Origin of the sequence: Escherichia sp. KS167_9B, from assembly GCF_030295215.1 — a bacterium.
Taxonomy (GTDB): Bacteria; Pseudomonadota; Gammaproteobacteria; order Enterobacterales; family Enterobacteriaceae; genus Escherichia; species Escherichia coli_F.
This window is the reverse complement of sequence record NZ_AP025754.1, coordinates 4,154,461-4,176,833: the sequence shown is the minus strand read 5'-3', so window position 1 is coordinate 4,176,833 and position 22,373 is coordinate 4,154,461. Positions and strand designations below refer to the sequence as shown.

Sequence of the window (22,373 nt, the reverse complement as noted above, 5' to 3'; positions counted from 1 at the left end):
TCAGGGCCAACGTTTTATGATGATGGATGTATTAATGCCGCCAAAGGCAAAGTTGTTACTCTGCAAAAACTCACAATCAATCTTGCGCGCTTCATGCATGATGTAATCCAGCTCGCCACAGTTAGGGTCTGGTTTATTCAGGTTTAGCGTAGGCGCAAACCAGCCTTCTCGCATCATTTGCAGACTCATCCAGGCTTCGAGCGCGCCACAGGCACCAAGCGTATGACCAAAATAGCTTTTCAGCGAGGAGAGCGGCACATTATCACCGTAAATGGCTGCTGTCGCCAGACTTTCTGCCATATCACCACGATCGGTCGCCGTGCCATGCGCTGAAATATAGCCAATATCTTGTGCGCTTAACCCGGCGATTTTCAGCGATTGCTCCATACAATACTGCATGGTTTCTCGCTGTGGTTGGGTGATATGCGCGGCGTCGCAGTTAGTGGCAAAGCCGACGATTTCTCCATAAATGGTCGCACCGCGCGCTTTGGCGTGCTCCAGTTCTTCGAGAATCAGCGTGCCTGCGCCTTCGCCAATCACCAGCCCGTCGCGGTTTTCATCGAACGGTGAAGGGGTGGTTTTCGGCGCGTCATTATGCTGGCTGGTGGCGAAAAGCGTATCAAATACCGCCGCTTCTGAAGGGCATAACTCTTCGGCGCCACCAGCAACCATCACCGTTTGATAACCGTGACGAATGGCTTCCCACGCGTAGCCGATCGCCTGGCTGCCGGAGGTACAGGCGCTGGAGGTTGGGATCACCCGCCCGCGCAGGCCAAAAAATAGCCCGGTATTAACGGCGGTGGTGTGCGGCATCATCTGCACATAGGTGGTGCCAGTGATGTTATTGGTGTGCTTTTCAGTCAGCATGGTGGCGAACTCGCTCACCGGACCGGTACTGCCGGTCGATGAACCGTACGCAATGCCCGTTTCGCCGCTGGTTAATATCGGATCGCCAATCAACCCTGCCTGCTCTAACGCCAGCTCGCTGGCTCGGGTCGACATTTGCGACACGCGGCCCATCGCACGGATACGCTTACGGGTGTAGTGCTCCGGTAGCGTAAAATCATCAATCGGCGCGCCAAGCAGGGTATGCAGGCCATCGTAAACCTGCCACTCCGGCATTTTGCGCACTGCGTTCTCATACGCCAGCAAACGCGCGGAAACGTCCTGCCAGTTTTCACCAAAGGCAGTCACGCCGCCCATTCCTGTAATCACTACGCGACGTGTCATAACATCCCTCCGTTGATGGAAATAACCTGGCGGGTGACGTAACCCGCAATATCAGACATTAAATAACTGGCAAGCCCGGCAACTTCTTCCGCCTGGCCCATGCGTTTCATGGGGATCATCGACATTGCCTCTTTCAGAGCGCTCTCTTCCATTTCGATCATCCCGGTATCAATAAGCCCCGGCGCGATGCAATTGACGGTGATTTTGCGCTTCGCGAGTTCGATAGCCAGTGCTTTTGTTGCGCCGATAATTCCGGCTTTGGCAGCACTGTAGTTCACCTGGCCGCGATTGCCCATTACGCCGGAAACCGAGGACAGCGTGATGATGCGTCCGCCCTGGCGTGCGCCGATCATCGGCATAATGCACGGCTGAATGACGTTGTAGAAACTGTCGAGGTTGGTGTGGATCACCGCATCCCAGTCGTCATCGCTTAAAGCCGGAAAAGCGGCATCGCGGGCGATCCCGGCGTTACTAACCACGCCGTACCAGGCACCGTGTTGCGCGATCTCGTGCTCCAGCACTTCCCGACACTGTTCGCGGTTTGCGACGTCGAAACTGAGCAAACGCCCGTTACCACCGTTGGCGACAATGGCATTCAGCGTTTCCTGAGCGCCTGCGGCGTCACGGTGATAGTGAACGCCAATGTTAAAGCCGTCTGCCGCCAGTTGGCAGGCGATGGCGCGACCAATGCCTTTGCTGGCACCAGTAACCAGAACTGAACGACTCATCAGGACGCTCCTTGTTGAAACAGGGTGGTAAGTTCTTCCGCAGTCGGCTGGAAGGTGTTAATGCGGCCCGTTGCCTCGCCGTCGTTGATGCTGCACTCAAAACTGCCGAAGCGTTCATCTTGCATCAGCAGTTTGACGGTAATGGTCAGCGTCTGGCCTGCGGGCAGAATGCCAGCGGCGCAAAGCAATTCACGCGCGCCCAGTACCATCCCTAACTCAATACTGTTTTTGCCCTGCTGGTGGCGATGCCAGCCAGACCAGACGCCGACGGTTTGCGCCATCAGTTCAAGGGCAAACCAGCCAGGGAGATTGCCGTCCGGGTCGAGAAACGGTGCCAGTACACCACTGGGCGAAACCGTCACGCGGCACACGGCGCTGTCATCGCTGACGCTCACCACTTCTTCCAGCAGCAACATGGGCGCATCGTGGGGCAGATAAGCGCCGGGTGATAAATAGTGGCTCACGAAACCCTCCCGAGCAGAATGCTGGCGTTATTGCCGCCAAAGGCGAAAGAATTGGACAGGATCACCGGACGTGCCAGCGGCTGTGGTTTTTCGATAATGCCGCACGGTGGCAGCGTGGGATCGCGTGGCGACAGGCTGAAGTCCTGAGCGGGCAGCGGTAAATCACGCTCTAAGATCAACGTGCTAATTGCCGCCTCGGTAATGCCCGCCGCGCCCAGCGTGTGTCCGGTCAAATGTTTGGTGGAGCTGCACGGTACGCGTTCGCCAAACAGGGCGTTAACCACCATTGATTCAATCTGGTCGTTGAGTTGTGTGGCGGTGCCGTGCAGGTTGATATAGCCCACCTCATCCGGCGTAAGCTGCGCATCGTTCAGCGCCTGGTTAATAGCGCGGATCGCCCCTTCGCCCTGCGGATGCGGGGCCGAAATATGATAAGCGTCGCTTGATTCACCAACGCCCAGTAACGCGATGGGCTGCGGTTCACGGGTCAGCAGCATTAGCCCCGCGCCTTCGCCAATGGTGATGCCCGCACGGTCACGACCGAACGGCTGACATAAGGTGGGCGACAGCGATTCGAGGCTGTGAAAACCGTTAATCGGCATCCGGCTCAGAGTGTCTGCGCCACCCACAATGGCGGCATCGACCAGCCCCGCTTCGATAAGCCTGCGCCCGCTGATCATCGCTCTGGCGCTGGAAGAGCAGGCGGTTGAAAGAGTATATGCCGGGCCGTCGAGCGCCAGCCAGTGGCTGAGAAAACGCGACGGATCGCCGAGTTCTTGTTGTGCATAGTGCCATGTGGTGCTTGGCTGCCCGTGGGTGCGCAGGTTAACGTGCGTGTCGCCTTCATGCAGGCCGGAGGTGCTGGTGCCAAGCACAATCGCGATGCGCTCGCGGCCATATTTTGCGATGGCGTCATCAACCTGCAGCTGGATCTGCGCCAGCGCCGCCAGCAGGATCTGATTGTTGCGCGAGCGGTGCGCAGCGAATTTTTCCGGGATAAGCGGAAGCTCGCCATCCACGCCAGCCAGGACCGCCTGCGGATGCCCCTGCAACCAGCCTGCGCGTGGGCGCATTCCGGGAGCAACACCGCGAGTCAGGTTGGCTGCGATCTCATCAAGATTATTTCCCAGGGCGTTGATCATGCCAACGGCGGAAATATAAATCATATTAGTCACCTAAGTATTGAATGGTGATGTGGTATTTAAAGACATGCTGCTCAATGCTGATTGGCACGCGTTTTCCTTTGCGATTCAAATAGGTGATTTCCGTGACCAGTTTGCCGCTGGCGTTACGCAGTTCGCGTTTGTCACCGTTGTCACGAAGTGTCCATCCTGCGGGAAGTTGCGGTTGCCAGGCGCTAATCGGCCAGTGGCTGAGCATTACGTCAGCCAGCACCTGACTTGCTGGCGGCAACTGTGGGACGACGATGGATTGCTCGGCGCGTAGCCCTTGCGCATCGTAGGTCACCAGAAACAGACGAATGCCGACTGATGACAGTCCGGCAAGGGTGATTTTCTGGTCGTCGGCATTAAGCATCACCAACAGCGACTGGGTTTTGCCGTTGAAGCTGCCAGTCAACAGTTGTTGGGAATTGACGGCGGGTGAAATCCCCGGCGCAGGCAGCGTGATGCGTGTGCCAGGTTGCAGCCACGCCTGCGGGCGGCCTTCCTGTTCCGGTTGCGAGTGGCTACAGCCGGTGAGGATAAGCGTAGCGGTCAGGGCGAGCGCCCGCCAGAAGGTGGGTTTGATCATTTTTTTGTTCTCTTTTTATCGGGCATAGCCAGCGGCGAAAGCAGGAAGGCGGTGAAAATACCGCTCACCAGCACAATGCCAAAACTGCTGATGGCCTGAGTGGCGCTGAATACCAGCATTCCCAGCGTCAGCAAGGTGGTGAGCATTGCCAGCGTGATCGCCAGTAGGGAAGTTAACGGTGTACCGCGCGGATTACTGAAAAACAGCGTGTAGTTGATGCCGATGCCAAGCACCAGCACCAGCGCCAGCAGCGAAAAGAGATTCACCGCCTGCCCGCTCATCGCCAGCACTGCCAGACCGCAGCCCAGCGAAAGCACCGAAGGCACCAGGCTGATAAGCCCTTTGCGCCAGCCAAGGCGGGCCACTGCGCCGCAGGCAATCACTGCCAGCGCCACCAGCAACAAACCGGTTAAGACGTGGCGGTAAAGTGCGAACAATTCATCAAAAGTGTTTTTGCGATCAACCCAGGCAATGCCCTGGTAATAGCTGGCTGTTTCCTGCAACAACGCGCTACTTTTAACCCCTTCAACCGGCACCAGTACGCCGCTTGCGCCGTTTTCCAGCGTCAGCCACAGCAGACGCCAGCCTTCACTGGCGGGGCTTGCCAGCCATTCATCGACCTTCACTGGCATGGCGTTGAGATCTGGTTTCACCGCCGTCAGCCCGGCATTTTGCAGCGCTTTTGTTACCGTCGGGGCAGACGTTTTCAGCAGATGTAAATCTTCCTCCTGCCGCACCAGGGAGTTCAGCGGAATAGTGCGGTAGTTGCTGATAAGACCGTCTTTTTTCGCTTTCTCCAGCGAGGCGGTAAATGTCTCCAGCCGCCGCAATGTTTGCTGTGGCGAATCGCCGTAAACCACAAACCATTTTTGATCGACGCTTTGTCCGGTCAGGGCGGTAATGGCTTTTTCCTGCGCCAGAATATGCTGCGGCAGCGCCTGTAACTGCGAGATATCGTCATCGACGCGCAGCATTGACATCCCCGCCAGCGAAAACAGCGCCAGCGCGACGGGCAGACCCCGCGACAGTTTTTTATTGCGCCGCCACGCCGCCAGCCAGCGCAGCATCAGCGCCATCGCCGGAACCGGACGCACCGGCAGGCCACGGCACAGCCACGGATGCCAGAACAGAACGGTCAGACAGGAGGCGCTCAACCCGACGGCGGCAAAAATCGCCATCTGGCGAATGCCGGGGAAGGGGGCGAGCATCATAATCAGATACGCCGCCACGGTGGTGAGCAGCGCCAGTAGCAAGGCATTGCGCACTTTCGCCAGGCTTTGCCACGGCGAAACGTCATTGCCGTGCACCATCCGTTCAGTGAGGTAATAGAGCGTGTAGTCAGCGGAAATGCCGATAACGCTCATGCTCATCACCAGCGTCATCAGGTGTAATTCACCGAAAATCAACAAGGTGGCGACCGTTCCCGCCAGCGCGCCAATGCCGATGGAAATCACGCAAAGCAGCAACGGGCGTAAAGAGCGGAACACCGCCACAATCAGTAATATCACCCCCAGCAGCGTTGCCACGCCCAGGGTTGAGATATCCTGCTTCGCCTGTTGACTGGCGTAATCGCTGTAAAATACCGTGCCGCGCGAGAGCAACTGCGCCTGCGGGTAACGCGTTTTCAGATCCTTTTCCAGCGTATTCAGGGTGGTGATGAGCTGGTGGGTTTGCTGCATATCAAACGACGATCCCGCCAGTTCTCCGTGTAGCAGATACCAGTAGTTGCCCTGGGGATCCTGCGTCACCAGCCAGCCGTCCATCAGTCGTAAACGCTGACCGTTTTTCGCCATCGCCAGCTGCGAGCCGCGCATTAACATCAGCGGATCGTTTTGCAGCTCCTTGCCGCTTACCCCGGAGAACGCAGAATAAAGCTGGGAGAGGATCCACTGCGCCTGCGCTTCACCGCCGTTTTGTAGTCGGGCGCGAGTGTCGGGGTCAATCAGGCCGTTGCGATGCTGCCAGAAAAACGCTCCCCACGCCTGCTGGCTGGCGGCATCCATTGGCCCTTTAACATCGCCGAGCGCAGCGGATTTTTGCAGCAGCGTCAGCCATTCCTGAGCGACCAGGGGATTAGCCTCTTTACCGGGGCTGACCAGCCACACCAGTTGGCGGTCCAGACGCTGCATAAAGCCGTCATTCAGCGCCGGGGGAATATCGCCCATCGCCTGTTTGGGTAACATAGCCAGCACGCTACTGTTCAGTCGTGATTGCGGCAGCAGGATCAGCAACGCCGCTGCCATGACCAGGCAGATGATCCCCCATAACAGCGCCGGGCGTTTACTGGGCGGCAAAACGTTGGCGTTCGTCATCGGTCAGTTGCGCTGGCGTCAGTTGATGTTGGGTAAGAGCGATATCGGTGCGATCGCCCTGTTTATCATTAAGCTGAATGCTCTCCAGATAGGTTTGCCCGGCGAGATCGATGGTATTGAAAATTTTATCCAGCGGCGTGGTGGTCGGCGTCAGGCGCAGCGTCCAGCGGCCTTCGCCTTTGTCAGCAAATTCGACGCGGAAGTTTTGTTCCAGCACTTTGCGATCGGCCTGGAACAGCGCGCGCAGCAGGTGGTTAAACTGGAACATCTGCGGGTTATTTTCTGCCGTGATGATTTGTGGCGGCTGACCGTTGATCACCTGCACCATGCGTTTATCGTCCAGTAATAGCTGCATGGGGAACGGTGAGGTTTGATCCCACAACAGCCCCTGGTCGCGGGCGATCAACATCTGCCCCTGCGATCGCAGCGGTTGCGGCAGATCTTTAATCGTCCGGGTTTGATCGAAATGGGCGCGGATCACCGGCTGTTCGGTAAAGCGTTGCTGAAGATCGTCCAGGGTCAGGGCGCTCACAAACGGGCTAATCAGCAGCGCCAGCAGCGGTAAAAATTTCATGGTTTGACTCCCATGCGTTCAAACAGAATATCGGGGCTGACAAAGCACAGTTCGCGGCTTTGCTCGTCGACCGCGACCTGAATGGTGTATCCGGTGGTGGCGCGTTTGCCCGTTTCGGCATCGAAAATCTGATAGCCAATTCGCAGGCGGTTTTCGAACTCTTCGATATGCGCACGCACGCGGATGCGTTGCTCAAAGGTGAGGGCGTGGCGATATTTCACCCGCGCATCGACCACTGGCCACAAATAACCCGACTCTTTCATCTGCCGATAGCCGTAATTGAACTGGTTGAGCAGCGCCTCGCGGGCCACTTCAAAGTAGCGAAAATAGTTACCGTGCCAGGCCACGCCCATCATATCGACGTCGTGAAATGGAATGATCAGCTCGACTTCAGCGGTAAATCGGGGATCGTTAAGCACCCTTTACTCCTTGTCCTGGACTTCCGGCAGTTGCCAGAAATCGAAAAAATTAAACCAGTCGAGGGGCGACTGGAGCGCGTGATGTTCCAGACGCGCGGCGTAATGATCGATAGCGTTTTGCAGCGCCTGCTGGCGTTCGCCACGCGGCAACAGCAGCGGGTCGGCAAAGGTTTCGCAGTTAATATGCAGCTTGCCGTGCTGGCGCAGGGCGAAAATCAGATTCACCGGGCAGCGCAAAATAGACGCGAGAATAAACGGCCCCTGTGGGAAGGGCGCAGGCTGGCCCATAAACGAACTCCAGCAGACGCGCCAGTCGCCGCCGCGTTGCGGGTTGATGGCGATGCGGTCACCAACAATCGCCACCCATTCGCCGTTATCCAGCTTCTCTTTTAGCAGGATGGCGGTGTCCGGGCCGATATCCGTCACCGGCATCAGGTTAATGCCTGCCTGAGGAGCCATCTCCTGCATTATCTGTTTAAAGCGTTGGGCGTTTTCGCTAAACACCAGCGCGTTAATGGTTTTGTAGCCCTGAATTTTTGCCAGCGCCCGGCACACTTCCACATCGCCAAGATGCGAGGCCAGCAGCAATTTGCCGCGCGGATCGCTGACGTTAAGTGCCGCTTCTGCGCCTGGTGCAAACAGCACATCACGCCCGAGTTGCAGCTCGCCGCGCCAACTGGCGATTTTGTCGAGCATGGCGTTGCCGAAACGTAGAAAGTGCTGATAGCTGTTGAGTTTTGCTGCCTGTGGTTGATGCTGGCGCACACGGGCGAGCCAGTCTTGCGACGCTTTGCGCGCCCGGCTGGCGGTGAGCCAGTAGACGCCCACCACCGGATAAAGCAGCGCGGTAAACGCCGTTCTTCCCAGCAGGCGCCAGACCAGCAGCATCAGGCGCATTCCCCATAATCCTTTCACTTCGCTCTGCCGCGCCCAGTGGCTGGAAGAGTGGCGCATCAGCAGCGAAGGAATACGCGGCAACATGCCGAAAAACAGGCGCGTGTGCATGAGCGAGATGCGGACGTTATCTTTCAGGGCATCAAAGTGCGAAAGCCCGTCCAGCGGATAGGTGACGCGGGTCGGCACGAAATAGCTGGTGTTTCCCTGCCAGTAGAGGCGCACCATCACTTCGGTGTCGAAATCCATCCGCTTGCCGATGGTGGCGTGTTTTGCCAGTTGCAGCGTTGGCGCAACCGGATAAACGCGAAAGCCGCACATGCTGTCTTTCAGTTGCAGGGAGAGCGTTTCGACCCATACCCAGATGTGGGTGACCCAGCGCCCGTACAGCCGTGAGCGGGGGATGGAGTCATCGTAAATTGGCTGGCCGGAGATCAGTGCCGCAGGGTGTTGTTCAGCGAGTGCCAGCAGTTTGGGGATATCTTCAATCGCGTGCTGACCGTCGGCATCTACCTGTACCGCATGGCTGAACCCCGCGTCTGCCGCTGCCTGTAAGCCGCGCATTACCGCCGCGCCTTTGCCTGCGTTTTCTGCCAGGCGAATTAATGTCACGCCAGGCTGTTCGGCAACCAGATTATCCAGTTGCTGTTGCGTGGCGGCATCGCTGCCGTCATCCACCACAATACAGGGCAGATTAAATGGCTTAAGACGCGCCAGCACGCCCGGCATCATTGCGCCGTGGTTGTAGCAGGGGATCAACACGCAGGGAGAAAAGTTTACCGACATAGGCGGATCTTCCCGCTACTGGCGGTGTGGCGGGCGTCACCGTCGTGACGCTGATAACTAAAGCTCAGAATCTGGCGTTCTTCCTGCCAGCTAAGCGTGAGTGTGACGCGGTTATCCGGCAGCAATGGAGCCTGGAATTTGATGTTCTGAATGGAGTGAAAACGCCAACCGGGCGCGAGCAGGGCAAGCGCGTAACTCATCGCCCAGTCGATTTGCGCCACGCCAGGGAGTAATGGTTGTACGGCAAAATGACCGCGAAACCAGAACAGATCTGCCCTGAGATGCAAAACAATCTCAAGGTGATTCACTTGTGCCTGATGGCGCTCGATTTCATGGGGCTTCATGAAATAACTCCTGTAATTGCGCATAGACACGCTTGTTCATACTGTTTACTGGCATTTCATCAATAACGCGCCAGTAACGCGGAATAGCAACTGGCTCCAGCGTCGGGCGCAGTAATCGCCGCCAGGCCATTTCCTGGCTGTGCCCGCCGCCGTTTTGCCATTGCAGGCGAGCTTCGTCATCCAGCACCAGCAAAACGCCAATACTCTGACGTCCGCCGCGCGTAACGGGAACTGCCGCCGCCTCGCGAATACCGTCCAGCGCCAGCAGACGTTGTTCTACTTCCTGGAGTGAAATACGTTTTTCTTCAATCTTAACGATGCGCCCACGACGCCCCATCAGATGGAACTGACCGTCCTGGCTAAACTGCAAGAGATCATCGAGTAACAGGCCGTTATCTTCCGCTATCAGCGGTGAAAAGAGGCGAAATGCTTCACCTTCGGCCTGGAACTGCACACCTGGGAAGGGTAGCCAGCGGCGTTGCTCTTGTTCGCGGTAACGCCAGGCGATGACGCCGGTTTCCGTGCTGCCGTAGATTTCATCAGGCCAGACGCGCAGCCAGCTCGCGGTATATTGTACGTCCTGCCACGGCAGCTCACCGCCAGCAGAGAGAAGCACCTGAACGGGCGGCGGAGAAAGCTGGGTATCCAGCCGTTTCAAAAATGCCGGGCTGCTGATGAAGATATAGCGATGCTGGTGACTCAATGCGGCAAACTGTTCGACATACCAGAGCATGGCGGCGTGCAGCGGTAATCCCAGCGCCATTGGCAGGAAAACGCGAAAAGTCAGGCCGTACAAATGCTGCGGCAATACGGAACCGACGACACGACATCCGGCAAGACGTGCGCCTAATCGTTCAGCCAGCAGTTCTGCTTCACGGTCCAGCAAATGAACAGGTTTAATTACCCGCTTTGGCTGCCCCGTAGAACCGGAGGTAAACAGCTCGATATAAGCGTCTGGCGCTATAGCGGCAAAGGTGAATGATTGTGTCGCGACTTGTGGGGAGCTTGCTACCAACAGCAATGAACCTTGCCAGTTAAGTTCGCTGTCGCTAAGCACACCATCGAACAGTTCACGTTGCTCGTTAAGCTGGATGACGCGGTTATGCCCCGGAAGCACCGGTGTTTTTCCGGCGTGTAGCGTGGCGAGCAGGGCAACGATAAACAGATAGCAGTCCTCAAAGCACAGCGCCCAGCGTTCACCTGGTTGTTGCTGTAAACGGCAGATAAGTTGCGAGACATCGTGACGCAAATCGCCCAGCGTCCAGGTGCTTTCGTCCAGCCACGCAATGGGCGTGTCATCAGGGCGTGGCGCAGTCAGCCAGCGTGCAAGCGGTAAGGTCTGCTTCATGAGCGATCTCTTTTCATCACCTGACGGCGCACCAGCCATTCACCAGCCATTAACGTCCCCATCAACAAATAAGCAATCATGCCGTTCCAGGCAGTCCATAACGACATATCGCCATGCAGCGCGGTAAAGAGGGCAATTCCGCCGTTGATGATGAAAAAGCCGCACCAGATTTGCGTGACGTGGCGGGTATAGCGCACGCCCTTTTCCGGGAGGTCTGGCTCCTGCAAACGCGCCAGCCGCTCAACAATTGGCATTGCCGACCACAGCGAACCGCCAAAAACCGCCAGCATTACCGCGTTAACCACTACCGGGTAAAACAGCAGTAGCTGGTGCGTTTTCAACAGAAAGCTGGCGACACACAAGGCGATACCCACGACAGCGACGATTTGTGTGACGGCTTGTAGCGGCTCGGCCTGGCAACGAGTCTGGCGCAGGCGCAATAAAAGCAGCAGCGCCATCAGCGGCAACAGCCAGTGCAGGCCGTTATGTGCCAAACCAAGCCAAATCACAAACGGCCAGGCGAGCAGTAATAATCCGGTCAGCAGTTTAATAATCGGTAGCGAGCGAATGCCCGACATCAGATCAGGCTTCTTGTAGCAGGCGTTCTACGGCCTCTACGACATCCTGGACTGTACGCACTGCTTTAAACTCTTCCGGCTTGATTTTCTTACCGGTTTTCTTTTGCAGATGCACAATCATGTCAACGGCGTCGATGCTGTCCAGTTCCAGATCTTCGTACAGGCGCGCTTCAGGTTTGATGTCCTGCGGATCGATTTCAAACAGCTTAACCAGCAGAGCTGAGACTTCCTGATAGACGGTTTGTTGTTCTGTCATGATGGCTTTCCTCACGCACGTTGTGCAGCAATAAAAGAGGCCAGAGTGGCGACAGAGAAAAAGTGCTGACGCATCTCTTCACTTTCCGCAGAAAGTACAACGCCATATTCATTTTTTACTGCCAGCCCCAGTTCCAGGGCATCGATGGAATCCAGCCCTAAACCGTCGCCGAACAGCGGCGCATCGGTCTCGATATCATCAGGAGTCAACTCGTCCAGATTGAGGGTGCTGATGATGAGGTTTTTAATTTCCAGATAAAGCGCTTGCATTATTTATTCCTGAGAGAGGTAAACAACCTTGTTGTAATTGAAGCAAAAGATGCCGGTTTAACTGCCTTGCTGCCAGCGCCGGTTCTTGTGAAGTTGCAACGTAAAATTTATTGATTTCAACCCGATCATGGACTTCAACCGTAAAAAACGGCCTGGCAGGTGGAACGTCATACCATTTACTTTGTTTATCCAGCAGATGCTCGCTACAGCCGATCGTCACGATGCGTAAATCGCTGGCACAGCGCACGGCAATATTCGCCGCCCCGCGCTGCAGCGTCATTTTTTCACCGGGCTTCGTTCGCGTGCCTTCGGGGAAAATCAAGATAGTGTCGCCCTGTGCCAGTCGCTGTTGGCAGCGGGGTAACAGGGTTTCAGCTTCGCTGTTGATTAAATAATCTGCCGCCCGCACAACGCCGCCAAGAAAAGGATTTTTTAACAGCGCGCTTTTCACCAGGCAGTCAGTTTCTGGCATGACTGACGCCAGCAGTACGTAATCGATAAGCGTGGGATGATTAGCTACGACGAGGCAACCGCGTTCCTGACGTAAAATTTCAGCGCCATCAATACGATAATCCAGCACGCCAAGCCCTTTCGCGACAGTTAAAAACAGGCGAAAACTGGCGGCAATGCTGCGACGCGCCAAACGACGGCGGCGGGAAGTATCCCACACCAAAACTAACAATATGTTAAACCACACGACAGAAAGCAGCAGGCCGCCGAGACCAAACAGGGCAAAACACAACCCGGTCATAACCAGTCGCCATGTCCATTCCAGGCGTGACATCAGCTTACTCATCTACGGCTCCAGCGCCACTGTACGCGCTCACCAGGAAGTGAAAAAGCATCTGAATTTTGTAAATAGTGCTGTAAAAACAACATGCTTTGCGGCAGTGTTGTTTCATTGCCCGCAATGGCTGGCTGTGTTTCACATTGCCACTCATCGCCAGCTTCAATCACCAGCGCAACAGCATATGGCCAGGTCGGCATTTCTGCTGGGAGCTGCGGATGATAGAACTCAGGTAGAAAGCCATCAAAATCGACCATCAACACGCGCTGGTATCCCGCTTGTAACAGGCTAAGCACTTCACACAAACCTTGCTGGAAAGTGTCGCGACCAGCCGAAAGCGATGAGGAAACGATCGGTTGTTTGGCCGCAATGGTCAGGTTACCCACGGAAGAGTTGTGTACGGAGAGCGCGAAGTCCGTCGGAGAGAGCGCCTGTTCGGTTGCCAGTGCATGAACAATGCGGTAATTGCGCTCCAGCTCGCCATGACGACTGGTATACAAAACGGCGTCTGGCTGATGGTGGCGTAGCATTGCCAGACCGCACTCCACGGCCAGTTTGCTGCCAGAACTGAGACGGCGGGCGGTCATCATTGGCAGTTCACTTAATTTTGCCAACGGTGCGGCAGGGTCAACCGCCCACGGCTGGCGCGACCATGCTTGCCATTGCTGGGCTTCGCTAAGTCCAGGCGCCAGTGCCTTCCAGTCGGTAATATTTAATGTAAATTTCATCAACGCGCGCCCGCGGTAAACCAAAATTATTAAGTGACGATTATTTCTTTTGGCATATCAATAATGTATGCCCAACGCCTAAATTATCGTGGCGCTCTGCTACCTGAAATCCTGCTTTATTCAGATAGTCGTAAAATTTCTCTGCGCTATAGAAACGGCTGTTACCGTTTGCCATGCAGGTAAAATAAAGTGAGGACGCGTTCAGGCTAAATGATGCTGCTTCAAACCGCTGCGCATCCCAGAACAACTCCATGATGCAAACTTTTGCGCCAGGCTTCATTACGCTGGCGATTTTGCTGAGTATGCTAATTATTTGTTCGGGTGAAAAACAGTCTAAAAATTGGCTCATCCACCAGATATCAGCCTCGCCCGGTAATGGGGCATCGCTTAGCATATCCACCGCATGGAAATCTATGCGATCAGAAAAACCTGCATTCGCGATATTTTCTTTCGCTAGTACGATTTGTTGTGGCAGATCTAATAACGTCACGGCGATGTTTTCATTGTATTTGCAGCAACGCAAAGCCCACTTACCCGTATTGCCGCCTACATCGTACAATGTTGTGGGGTTGTTGGCGAATACATAAGGCAGTGCGGCGTTAAATGCGCCATCTGAATAGTAATGATCAAACGCAAACCAGCTTTCACGAGCGGCATCTGGTAATTGTGAAAGTGCGGGATATATCGTCGACCAGTCGCCAAATACTTTTAACCCGGACGGTTTTCCTTCATTGAGTGAATCGGCGAGGAAGAAGAGCCCCTGATAGCAGACATCCTGGGTGAAATCCATATTCACGCGAGTCATAGTGTCATGCAGGAGGTAATGACCGATTTTCGCCAGGTAATACATTCCCTCTTTACAGGTAATAATTCGCCCGCTTAAGCCCATATCTAACAGAACGCTGGCCGCATATTCGTTGATATGGCTATGTTCGGTGATATCAGCCAGCGTTGCGCCATGTTTGCCTTGCCGATCCAGATATGAAAGTACACCCGCATTACGTAGGCAGAGAGCTGTTTGAAAAAGCATGGGGGCAAAGGCAATGCGTTGAGCTTCGGTAATCGCATCCAGTGCGCTAAGAGAATCCTGTTCGTACATGTTGGGCACAACCTGTTAAGAGGGAATTAAATTATTATCGGACCGAAGCGGCCCGACTTTAGGGGAAATTACAAATCTGCGCCAGCCGACAAATTCAGTTGAATATCTTTGTCGAGATTGCGGACCCAGCGATTATAGTTTTTATGAATTTGTCCGCCTGATGCTTGCAGGTTCTGACTATTTTCATAATTGATATCGTAGCTGGATGCCGTGTAGTTAATGCGAATTTCGGCTGAATGATCGCGTGACTGTTGACGTGCTTTAATTACGCCTTGTCCGGCTTCGGACATAATCCATTTGCGTTCAACGCCAGCTTTCAGAATCGCTTTTTTCACTTGTTCCTGGGTATGACCAGCGCTGACGGTTGAGTGAACCTGATCAATTGGCGCAGTACGCGCGCAACCCGCTAAAGCACCCACAACAGCAATAGCCGCAAACCATTTCATGTAATGTCTCATTAGAATCCCATTAAAGTATTGTTTTTACGAGTAAAGCAAGATTTAACTGTAATTGCTGGCATCACTATTCTTTATTTAGCGAAAAAATTACTTGTGAGATAAGTCAGTAAGTGCACATCAGAGTAAAAATTTCTGAAATGACTAAATTACTGCCAGCGGGGACCAACTATAAGTGAGTGAGAAAAATGAGGCAATAAAAATAACAGATTGTTATCAGTGCATTCTTTGAGAGGGATTTAATCGCTATTCGGCGTTTATATATATTTGACTTAAGGAATGGTTTTTATAAATTAATTGTCTGAATAATGTTTCTTCATTTCCTCAAATCAAATGGCCACTGTTAGATAAACGGTGGCCATTGCCTGCTCAGGAGGTGCTATTAACCCGGTAACCGACTTTTCGGTCTGCCCGGCCCCAGTAAGATCGCCAGTTTGCTACCGCCTTTGGTGGTTTCCATCCAGATTTTACACACGCTGGTTAATGGTACCGAAAGTAGCATCCCTACCGGGCCGAGCAGCCATCCCCAAATTAACAATGAAAGAAATACCACCATGGTGGACATCCCCAGGCGATGGCCCATCATCCGTGGTTCTAAAATATTGCCGATGACCATATGGACCACTAAAAACAATGCGCCGACCAGAATACATTCGTAAACGCCATTAAACAGCAGCACCTGAATCATTGGCGGTACGGCGGAAATTACCGCGCCGATATTGGGCACGTAGTTGAGCAAAAACGCCAGTACTGCCCACATCAGCGCAAACTGTACGCCCATTAGCGCCAGCCCCAGCCAGACGATTACGCCTGTCCATAAACTTAGCAGTGTCTTCAATGCAAGATAGTGTGAAACACCTTTTAAGGCGCGGTGTAGTCCGGCGATGTGAATCTGTGGATTATTCAACGCAAAACGCATTTTGTAGGGGACGTGGCGTACTTCAAACAGCATGAAAACTACGGTCATCACCAGCAAAAGCACGCTCGCCATTGCCCCGGAAAGCCCGGTCATTAGCGCCGTGGTGAAGGTAACCACTTTTTCCGAGTCCATCCGCTGCAGCATTCGCTCCGGCGACATATGCAAATTAAGAAAAGGCAACATCTCCTGCAATTTAAAAAGTTTGCGCGTCAGCTCCTTATTAAACTTCGGCAGCATAGAGATGAATTCGTTAAACGATGCCGCCAGTACGCCGACCAGCGCAGTAAGCGCAATCAGCATCACCACGACCACAATTGTAATGGCAACGGGACGCTGAACACCGCGACGAATAAACCAGGTGACCAGTGGGTTGAGGACGATGGCAAAAAACAGCGCCAGTAACAGCTGCACAATGATATCTGCCGCTGCGTGAATGCCCGCGAGGATCACTACCAGCGAGGCCAGCTTGAGCAGAATGTGCATGCCCGTTTTATCGGGTTGAGGGGTTTCCATTGGGGCTTCCTTGTGACTTTTTGTATTAAGTGTAGCGGGAGTCACGCCAGCAATATTCTGATTCTTACTGCTGATTTTCACGTCAGCACGTGGTAAAAATGAAACACTGTTGTAAAAATGTGGTGATCCTCATGCCCGAACCCGTAGCCGAACCCGCGCTAAACGGATTGCGCCTGAATTTGCGCATTGTCTCCATTGTCATGTTTAACTTCGCCAGCTACCTCACCATCGGGTTGCCGCTCGCTGTATTACCGGGCTATGTCCATGATGTGATGGGCTTTAGCGCTTTCTGGGCAGGATTGGTTATCAGCCTGCAATATTTCGCCACCTTGCTGAGCCGCCCTCATGCCGGACGTTACGCCGATTTGCTGGGACCCAAAAAGATTGTCGTCTTCGGTTTATGCGGCTGCTTTTTGAGCGGTTTGGGGTATCTGACGGCAGGATTAACCGCCAGTCTGCCCGTCATCAGCCTGTTATTACTGTGCCTGGGGCGCGTGATCCTTGGGATTGGGCAAAGTTTTGCCGGAACGGGATCGACCCTATGGGGCGTTGGCGTGGTGGGTTCGCTGCATATCGGGCGGGTGATTTCGTGGAACGGCATTGTCACTTACGGGGCGATGGCGATGGGTGCGCCGTTAGGTGTCGTGTTTTATCACTGGGGCGGCTTGCAGGCGTTAGCGTTAATCATTATGGGTGTGGCGCTGGTGGCCATTTTGTTAGCGATCCCGCGTCCGACGGTAAAAGCCAGTAAAGGCAAACCACTGCCGTTTCGCGCGGTGCTTGGGCGCGTCTGGTTATACGGCATGGCGCTGGCGTTGGCTTCTGCCGGATTTGGCGTTATCGCCACCTTTATCACATTGTTTTATGACGCTAAAGGCTGGGACGGTGCGGCTTTTGCGCTGACGCTGTTTAGCTGTGCATTTGTTGGAACGCGATTGTTATTCCCTAACGGCATAAATCGTATCGGCGGCTTAAATGTGGCGATGATTTGCTTTAGCGTTGAGATAATCGGCCTGCTACTGGTTGGCGTGGCGACTATGCCGTGGATGGCGAAAATCGGCGTCTTACTCGCGGGGGCGGGGTTTTCGCTGGTGTTCCCGGCATTGGGCGTAGTGGCGGTAAAAGCAGTGCCGCAGCAGAATCAGGGGGCGGCGCTGGCAACTTACACCGTATTTATGGATTTATCGCTTGGCGTGACCGGACCACTGGCTGGGCTGGTGATGAGTTGGGCGGGCGTCCCGGTGATTTATCTGGCGGCGGCGGGACTGGTCGCAATCGCGTTATTACTGACGTGGCGATTAAAAAAACGGCCTCCGGTGGAAGTACCTGAGGCCATCTCATCATCTTAAAACTTACTGAATAACCAGCGTATTAATGATGTTTTCTGCGGTGGTCTGTGCTTTTTGCTGATCGTCAGCTGGCAGCGTAATTTGCATGGTCAGCAGTTGATTACCCACGTTACCCAGAATAACGGAAGAGTACGCCGTCTGGCCTTTCGCGGAGATAATGCTGTCTAACTGCTGCATTTTGTGACCTTTCAGCTCAATGGCTTTATTGGTTACCACTTGCAGCTGCGGATCGCGGCTACGTTGCTGATCTTCCAGGCGCTTCGCCAGCACCGCCAGATCTTCTTTCGGATCATCGCCCATGATGACGATGACTGCTTTTTGCCCGGTGGCGTCGGACCAGACATGCATGTTATTAGCCTGCGTTCCCAGCTTACCGCTCTGGTCGGTCATATCCGCTGGCAGCGAGAAACTTAACTTGCCATCAAGCAGGTTGACGGGATTCCCGGTAGCGTTACTTTCCGCGACCGAACCCTGCGCCGTAGCGTTAGTGTCTTTATCATCACAGGCCGTAAGCCCCATAACCAGCAGGCCAATTCCGACATATTTAACCAGATTGCGCATTGACTTCTTCCTTTCGATAAACGGCCATAACGGCTCATTCATCCATCTTATCACAACTCTGATAACGAACCTTTAACTCGCCTGCAAAGCGTTGATTTCGGATTTATCTGCCAGTCTTTTCAACAGCATATTGAGTAATACGCCATACATTGGCAGGAAGAAAACGATACTGATTAACACTTTGAAACAGTAATCGACCAGCGCGATTTCCATCCAGTGTTCAGCCATAAAGGCATCTGGGCTGCGCCAGAAGGCAATGAAGAAGAAGGCCAGCGTGTCGCTGACGTTACCAAACAGGGTGGAAGCCGTCGGTGCCAGCCACCAGCGACGACTCTGACGCAGGCGGTTAAAAACGTGCACGTCGAGGATTTGCCCCAGCGCGTAGGCCATGAAACTGGCGGTGGCGATACGGGCGACAAACAGGTTGAAGTGGGCGAGCGCGCCGAATCCCTGCCAGGAACCCATATAGAACAGCGACGAGATGACGTAGGAGATCAGTAACGCCGGGATCATCACCGCAAAGATGATACGACGGGCCAGCGGTGCGCCAAAAATACGCACAGTCAGGTCGGTAGCAAGGAAAATAAACGGAAAGCTAAACGCGCCCCAGGTGGTATGGAAACCAAAAATGGATACGGGAAGCTGAACCAGATAGTTACTGGAGGTGATCACCAACAGATGAAATAACGATAACCAGAACAACGCCTTATAGCGTTGAGTTTGCGAGAAAACGTTCATATTGTACCTTTTTGATTAACCATTGGGGTGAGGGAACCCAATACGTACGACACGTCTGTTACCTTAACATAATAACGTGCTGACCCTTTTTTCGAGCCGCCGCATGATACTGCTTTACGTTGACAATGCAATGGTTAATTTTCACGCAATCGTTAACCTGGTTTGCTTACGGACTCACAGGGCGTAAACTAGCGCCGTTTTTTTATGTGATGAGAAGAAAATGACCGATCTCTTTTCCAGCCCTGACCACACACTCGACGCACTTGGCCTGCGCTGCCCGGAACCAGTAATGATGGTGCGCAAAACTGTGCGCAATATGCAGCCAGGTGAAACGTTGCTGATTATTGCTGACGATCCGGCGACGACACGCGATATTCCTGGGTTTTGTACCTTTATGGAACACGAACTGGTTGCGAAAGAGACCGATGGACTGCCTTATCGTTATTTGATTCGCAAATCGGGGTAAGGTGGATCAGGCTAGCGGACCGATCGCGCTCAATTTTGCGGCTTGCAACCGGTTTGTAGGACGGATAAAACGTTCAAGCTGCATCTGGCGATACGGTGCGCAATGCCTGATGCGACGCTGTCGCGTCTTATCATGCCTACGAGTTCGATGCCCTGTGTAGGCCAGGTAAGGCGTTTACGCCGCATCCGGCACGCAAACGTAATGGAATGCACAAATGGATTATTTAATTCCAGTTTGTCTGGCATTGCTGGGATTGCTCGCGATCTTCACCCCCAATTGGCTGATCCCTGTTTTTATCGTCGTGGGGGGATGGCTGGGGGTACTTGCCTGGGGTTGGCTCTGGCTAATGATTTTTTTACCTTTACTTAACGGTGTCGGGCTTGCTTATGCCCTGTGGTTGATGTTCAAAAGGCCATCCATAGCATCCCGCCTGGTTGCTGCATGCTGTGTTATCTCCGTCATTCTGATGTTAGCGCTTTATTATGCTTTCCTGACTATGCCGCCGTTCCCGGCCCAGCACTAAGCCTGATAGCCAGAGGCTATCAGGCAACACTTTTACTTCCTGCGCAACAATCTTAACGCATTCGCCGTCACCAGCACCGTCGCACCCGTATCTGCCAGCACCGCCAGCCAAAGGCCAGTCATTCCTAACAGCGTTGTGACGAGGAAGATCCCTTTCAGCCCCAGCGCAATGGTGATGTTCTGGCGGATATTGGCGTGAGTGGCGCGTGCCAGTTCAATCATCTGCGCCAGGCCGCGCAGGTGGTTATGGGTTAATGCTGCGTCGGCGGTTTCCAGCGCCACGTCTGTGCCACTGCCCATTGCAATCCCTATGGCGGCAGCTTTCATGGCGGGCGCGTCGTTAATACCGTCGCCGACCATCGCCAGCGGCGCATGTTGATTCAGCTCGGTCACCGCTTTGACTTTATCTTCCGGCAACAGGCCCGCTTTAAACTCCAGCCCCAACTCCCCGGCAATTGCCGCCGCTGCGCGTGGATTATCGCCAGTGAGGATCACCCCTTTGACACCCAGGGCGCTCAGTTCGCTGATGGCAGTTGCGGCGTCGGCGCGCAGGGTATCCTGCAATGCAATTACGCCAAGCACGTCATCGTTACGCACCACCAGTACTACCGTTTGCCCGGCGCTTTCCAGTTCGTTAATTAAACCAGCAAATGCAACAGCCGGATGTTTTCCGGCAGCGCATATCAACACGCGCTCGCCGTTAATCAGTGCTTCAATACCAGACCCGACCAGCGCCCGCTGTGATTCGGCGGCGGGAATGGCGAGTTCAGCAACCTGTGCTTCGCGTACGATGGCTTGCGCCAATGGATGCGTCGCGCCTTGCTCGACCGCCGCTGCCAGTGTCAGCAGTTCAGATTCACTAATACCCGTTGCCGGATGAATCGCGGTAACGCGCGGTTTACCGACGGTCAGCGTACCGGTTTTATCAAACGCCACCTGGGTAACACGACCTAGTTGTTCCAGCGCCGCACCGCCTTTAATCAACGCCCCACGACGCGCTGCTGCTGCCAGCCCGGAGGTGATCGCCGCAGGTGTTGAGATCACCAGCGCACACGGGCAGCCAATCAGCAGCAGCGTCAGCCCTTTATAAATCCACTCCTGCCAGCTTGCGGCAAACAGCAGCGGCGGCACCAGCGTCACCAGCAGGGCGACGGCCATAATCGCTGGCGTGTAAATACGGCTGAAACGGTCGATAAACCGCTCAATCGGTGCGCGGCGCTCTTCAGCTTCTTCGATCAGTTTCAGAATCCGGTCAATGGCGCTGGCACCCGGTTCTGACAGCACTTCCAGCGTTACCAGACGGTCTACGCTGGTGGCGCCTGCAGGAACTTTATCACCCGTCGCGCGTTCCACCGGAATGGATTCGCCGGTCAGGGCGCTTTCATCAAAACTGGCAAACGGTGAGAGCAGTTTACCGTCGGCAGGTAAACGCCCACCCGCTGCGACTTCAATCACATCGCCCGGACGCAGGCTGTTAATTGCTACCTCTTCACGCTTGCCATTACGCAGGCGCGTGGCGGTTTCCGGTTTCAGCGCCATTAACGCGCTGACCCCTTGACGCGCGCGGCTGGCGGCCCAGCCTTCCAGTCGTTCACCAATCAAAAATAGCAGCAACACCATCGCAGCTTCGGCGGTTGCGCCAATAAACAGCGCGCCAATGGCGGCTACGCTCATTAACGTTTCAATGGCGAAGTAGCTGCCCGATTTGATCAGCCGTAATGCCTGGCGCACAATCGGGTACAGCCCAACCAGCGTGGTCGCGATAAACGCCAGTTGCCCGAACGGATGATTAAACTGCTCCAGACCCCAGCTGATTGCCATCAACACGATTAGCGTAATCAGCGGCAGATTCTCTTTCAGGCGTGATTCTTGTTGTTCGTCGGCGGACTGTTCATCGCGCAGGGAATAGCCCGCTTTTTGCACCGCAGATTCAACTTGTGCACGGATGTCATTGTCGGCATCAACCACCAGTTTTTCGGTGGCGAACAGCACCTGCACCTGATTCACGCCTGCAAGCTGGCGCACGGCATTTTCTACCTTGCGCGCGCAGGCGGCGCAGTCCATGCCGCTGACTTTCCAGCTATAGCGGGTGCCGGAGACGTTTTCAGAGAGCGTTGGCGTGCTGGAACATGCGCCGTCGCAGCAACAGTCGTTGGCGTTCTGTGCCGTGGTTAGCGGTTTGAACGCAGCAAAGTGAGGGGCTTTCTTGCCGTTATTGTCAGGAGTCGACATGGCATCCTCCGGTTAAGTTTTTCTCATTAACCGAAGGATACACTCTGGAG

At 54.5% G+C, this 22,373-nt stretch carries 25 protein-coding genes; 3 read left to right on the top strand and 22 right to left on the bottom strand.

Going from position 1 to position 22,373, the window contains the following annotated elements; all coding sequences use genetic code 11:
• The 19 genes from QUE34_RS21005 to QUE34_RS20915 form a co-directional block, all read right to left on the bottom strand.
• On the bottom strand, positions 1–1,230 hold the full coding sequence (locus QUE34_RS21005; RefSeq protein WP_103253586.1) for a beta-ketoacyl-ACP synthase: 1,230 nt from the start codon (positions 1,228–1,230) through the stop codon (positions 1–3).
• The gene (locus QUE34_RS21000; protein ID WP_000091660.1) at positions 1,227–1,958 is read right to left on the bottom strand and encodes a 3-ketoacyl-ACP reductase FabG2; all 732 of its coding nucleotides are present in this window, start codon (positions 1,956–1,958) and stop codon (positions 1,227–1,229) included. Before QUE34_RS21000 ends, QUE34_RS21005 begins: the two co-directional genes overlap by 4 nt.
• The gene (locus QUE34_RS20995; protein WP_000020250.1) at positions 1,958–2,422 is read right to left on the bottom strand and encodes a hotdog family protein; all 465 of its coding nucleotides are present in this window, start codon (positions 2,420–2,422) and stop codon (positions 1,958–1,960) included. Before QUE34_RS20995 ends, QUE34_RS21000 begins: the two co-directional genes overlap by 1 nt.
• A complete protein-coding gene (locus QUE34_RS20990; protein ID WP_032303965.1) occupies positions 2,419–3,588 on the bottom strand; it encodes a beta-ketoacyl-[acyl-carrier-protein] synthase family protein in 1,170 nt (389 codons plus the stop codon). Before QUE34_RS20990 ends, QUE34_RS20995 begins: the two co-directional genes overlap by 4 nt.
• Position 3,589: 1 nt before the next feature.
• Complete coding sequence (locus QUE34_RS20985) at positions 3,590–4,174, bottom strand: DUF3261 domain-containing protein (RefSeq protein WP_103253585.1); 585 nt, start codon at positions 4,172–4,174, stop codon at positions 3,590–3,592.
• Positions 4,171–6,486 carry an MMPL family transporter gene (locus QUE34_RS20980; RefSeq protein WP_032303963.1) on the bottom strand — a complete coding sequence of 772 codons (2,316 nt, stop codon included), beginning with the start codon at positions 6,484–6,486 and terminating at the stop codon, positions 4,171–4,173. Before QUE34_RS20980 ends, QUE34_RS20985 begins: the two co-directional genes overlap by 4 nt.
• Entirely contained in the window at positions 6,455–7,060 is a 606-nt protein-coding gene (locus tag QUE34_RS20975) for a LolA family protein (protein ID WP_000670564.1), read from the bottom strand. Before QUE34_RS20975 ends, QUE34_RS20980 begins: the two co-directional genes overlap by 32 nt.
• Positions 7,057–7,479 (bottom strand): acyl-CoA thioesterase, encoded by a 423-nt coding sequence (locus tag QUE34_RS20970; RefSeq protein ID WP_000930889.1) that lies wholly within the window; start codon positions 7,477–7,479, stop codon positions 7,057–7,059. Before QUE34_RS20970 ends, QUE34_RS20975 begins: the two co-directional genes overlap by 4 nt.
• 3 nt (positions 7,480–7,482) lie before the next feature.
• Positions 7,483–9,159: a glycosyltransferase family 2 protein gene (locus tag QUE34_RS20965; RefSeq protein ID WP_032303962.1), complete on the bottom strand. Its 1,677-nt coding sequence runs from the start codon at positions 9,157–9,159 to the stop codon at positions 7,483–7,485.
• Positions 9,150–9,503 carry an ApeI family dehydratase gene (locus tag QUE34_RS20960; RefSeq protein ID WP_032303961.1) on the bottom strand — a complete coding sequence of 118 codons (354 nt, stop codon included), beginning with the start codon at positions 9,501–9,503 and terminating at the stop codon, positions 9,150–9,152. The genes QUE34_RS20965 and QUE34_RS20960 overlap by 10 nt, the downstream gene beginning before the upstream one ends.
• Entirely contained in the window at positions 9,490–10,851 is a 1,362-nt protein-coding gene (locus QUE34_RS20955; RefSeq protein WP_032303959.1) for an AMP-binding protein, read from the bottom strand. The genes QUE34_RS20960 and QUE34_RS20955 overlap by 14 nt, the downstream gene beginning before the upstream one ends.
• Positions 10,848–11,429 carry a COG4648 family protein gene (locus tag QUE34_RS20950; RefSeq protein WP_032303958.1) on the bottom strand — a complete coding sequence of 194 codons (582 nt, stop codon included), beginning with the start codon at positions 11,427–11,429 and terminating at the stop codon, positions 10,848–10,850. Before QUE34_RS20950 ends, QUE34_RS20955 begins: the two co-directional genes overlap by 4 nt.
• A gap of 4 nt (positions 11,430–11,433) precedes the next feature.
• Positions 11,434–11,685 (bottom strand): acyl carrier protein, encoded by a 252-nt coding sequence (locus QUE34_RS20945; RefSeq protein ID WP_000139646.1) that lies wholly within the window; start codon positions 11,683–11,685, stop codon positions 11,434–11,436.
• 11 nt (positions 11,686–11,696) lie between these two features.
• Positions 11,697–11,954 carry a phosphopantetheine-binding protein gene (locus QUE34_RS20940; RefSeq protein ID WP_001148686.1) on the bottom strand — a complete coding sequence of 86 codons (258 nt, stop codon included), beginning with the start codon at positions 11,952–11,954 and terminating at the stop codon, positions 11,697–11,699.
• Complete coding sequence (locus QUE34_RS20935) at positions 11,929–12,750, bottom strand: lysophospholipid acyltransferase family protein (RefSeq protein WP_032303957.1); 822 nt, start codon at positions 12,748–12,750, stop codon at positions 11,929–11,931. The genes QUE34_RS20940 and QUE34_RS20935 overlap by 26 nt, the downstream gene beginning before the upstream one ends.
• Positions 12,747–13,469 (bottom strand): beta-ketoacyl synthase chain length factor, encoded by a 723-nt coding sequence (locus tag QUE34_RS20930; RefSeq protein WP_032303956.1) that lies wholly within the window; start codon positions 13,467–13,469, stop codon positions 12,747–12,749. The genes QUE34_RS20935 and QUE34_RS20930 overlap by 4 nt, the downstream gene beginning before the upstream one ends.
• A gap of 40 nt (positions 13,470–13,509) precedes the next feature.
• On the bottom strand, positions 13,510–14,568 hold the full coding sequence (locus QUE34_RS20925) for a methyltransferase (RefSeq protein ID WP_000273198.1): 1,059 nt from the start codon (positions 14,566–14,568) through the stop codon (positions 13,510–13,512).
• A gap of 68 nt (positions 14,569–14,636) precedes the next feature.
• Entirely contained in the window at positions 14,637–15,014 is a 378-nt protein-coding gene (locus QUE34_RS20920) for a hypothetical protein (RefSeq protein ID WP_001306335.1), read from the bottom strand.
• A 391-nt stretch (positions 15,015–15,405) separates the two neighbouring features.
• Entirely contained in the window at positions 15,406–16,455 is a 1,050-nt protein-coding gene (locus QUE34_RS20915) for an AI-2E family transporter (protein ID WP_000449758.1), read from the bottom strand.
• A 98-nt stretch (positions 16,456–16,553) separates the two neighbouring features.
• On the opposite strand from QUE34_RS20915, the gene QUE34_RS20910 reads away from it, so the two are divergent.
• Positions 16,554–17,804: an MFS transporter gene (locus QUE34_RS20910; RefSeq protein WP_001322923.1), complete on the top strand. Its 1,251-nt coding sequence runs from the start codon at positions 16,554–16,556 to the stop codon at positions 17,802–17,804.
• A gap of 3 nt (positions 17,805–17,807) precedes the next feature.
• Here the strand turns inward: QUE34_RS20910 and dcrB are convergent, their stop codons facing one another.
• Both dcrB and QUE34_RS20900 read right to left on the bottom strand, forming a co-directional pair.
• On the bottom strand, positions 17,808–18,365 hold the full coding sequence (dcrB, locus tag QUE34_RS20905; protein ID WP_032303955.1) for a phage sensitivity protein DcrB: 558 nt from the start codon (positions 18,363–18,365) through the stop codon (positions 17,808–17,810).
• Positions 18,366–18,437: 72 nt separating this feature from the next.
• Entirely contained in the window at positions 18,438–19,103 is a 666-nt protein-coding gene (locus QUE34_RS20900) for a 7-cyano-7-deazaguanine/7-aminomethyl-7-deazaguanine transporter (RefSeq protein ID WP_001100467.1), read from the bottom strand.
• A gap of 220 nt (positions 19,104–19,323) precedes the next feature.
• Between QUE34_RS20900 and tusA the strand changes: the two genes are divergently transcribed.
• Positions 19,324–19,569 (top strand): sulfurtransferase TusA, encoded by a 246-nt coding sequence (gene tusA, locus QUE34_RS20895; RefSeq protein WP_000130623.1) that lies wholly within the window; start codon positions 19,324–19,326, stop codon positions 19,567–19,569.
• Between the two features lie 214 nt (positions 19,570–19,783).
• The gene (locus QUE34_RS20890; protein ID WP_032303952.1) at positions 19,784–20,092 is read left to right on the top strand and encodes a hypothetical protein; all 309 of its coding nucleotides are present in this window, start codon (positions 19,784–19,786) and stop codon (positions 20,090–20,092) included.
• Positions 20,093–20,124: 32 nt separating this feature from the next.
• On the opposite strand, the gene zntA is transcribed toward QUE34_RS20890, so the two are convergent.
• Positions 20,125–22,323 carry a Zn(II)/Cd(II)/Pb(II) translocating P-type ATPase ZntA gene (gene zntA / locus QUE34_RS20885; RefSeq protein WP_032303951.1) on the bottom strand — a complete coding sequence of 733 codons (2,199 nt, stop codon included), beginning with the start codon at positions 22,321–22,323 and terminating at the stop codon, positions 20,125–20,127.
• Positions 22,324–22,373 lie beyond the last annotated feature (50 nt).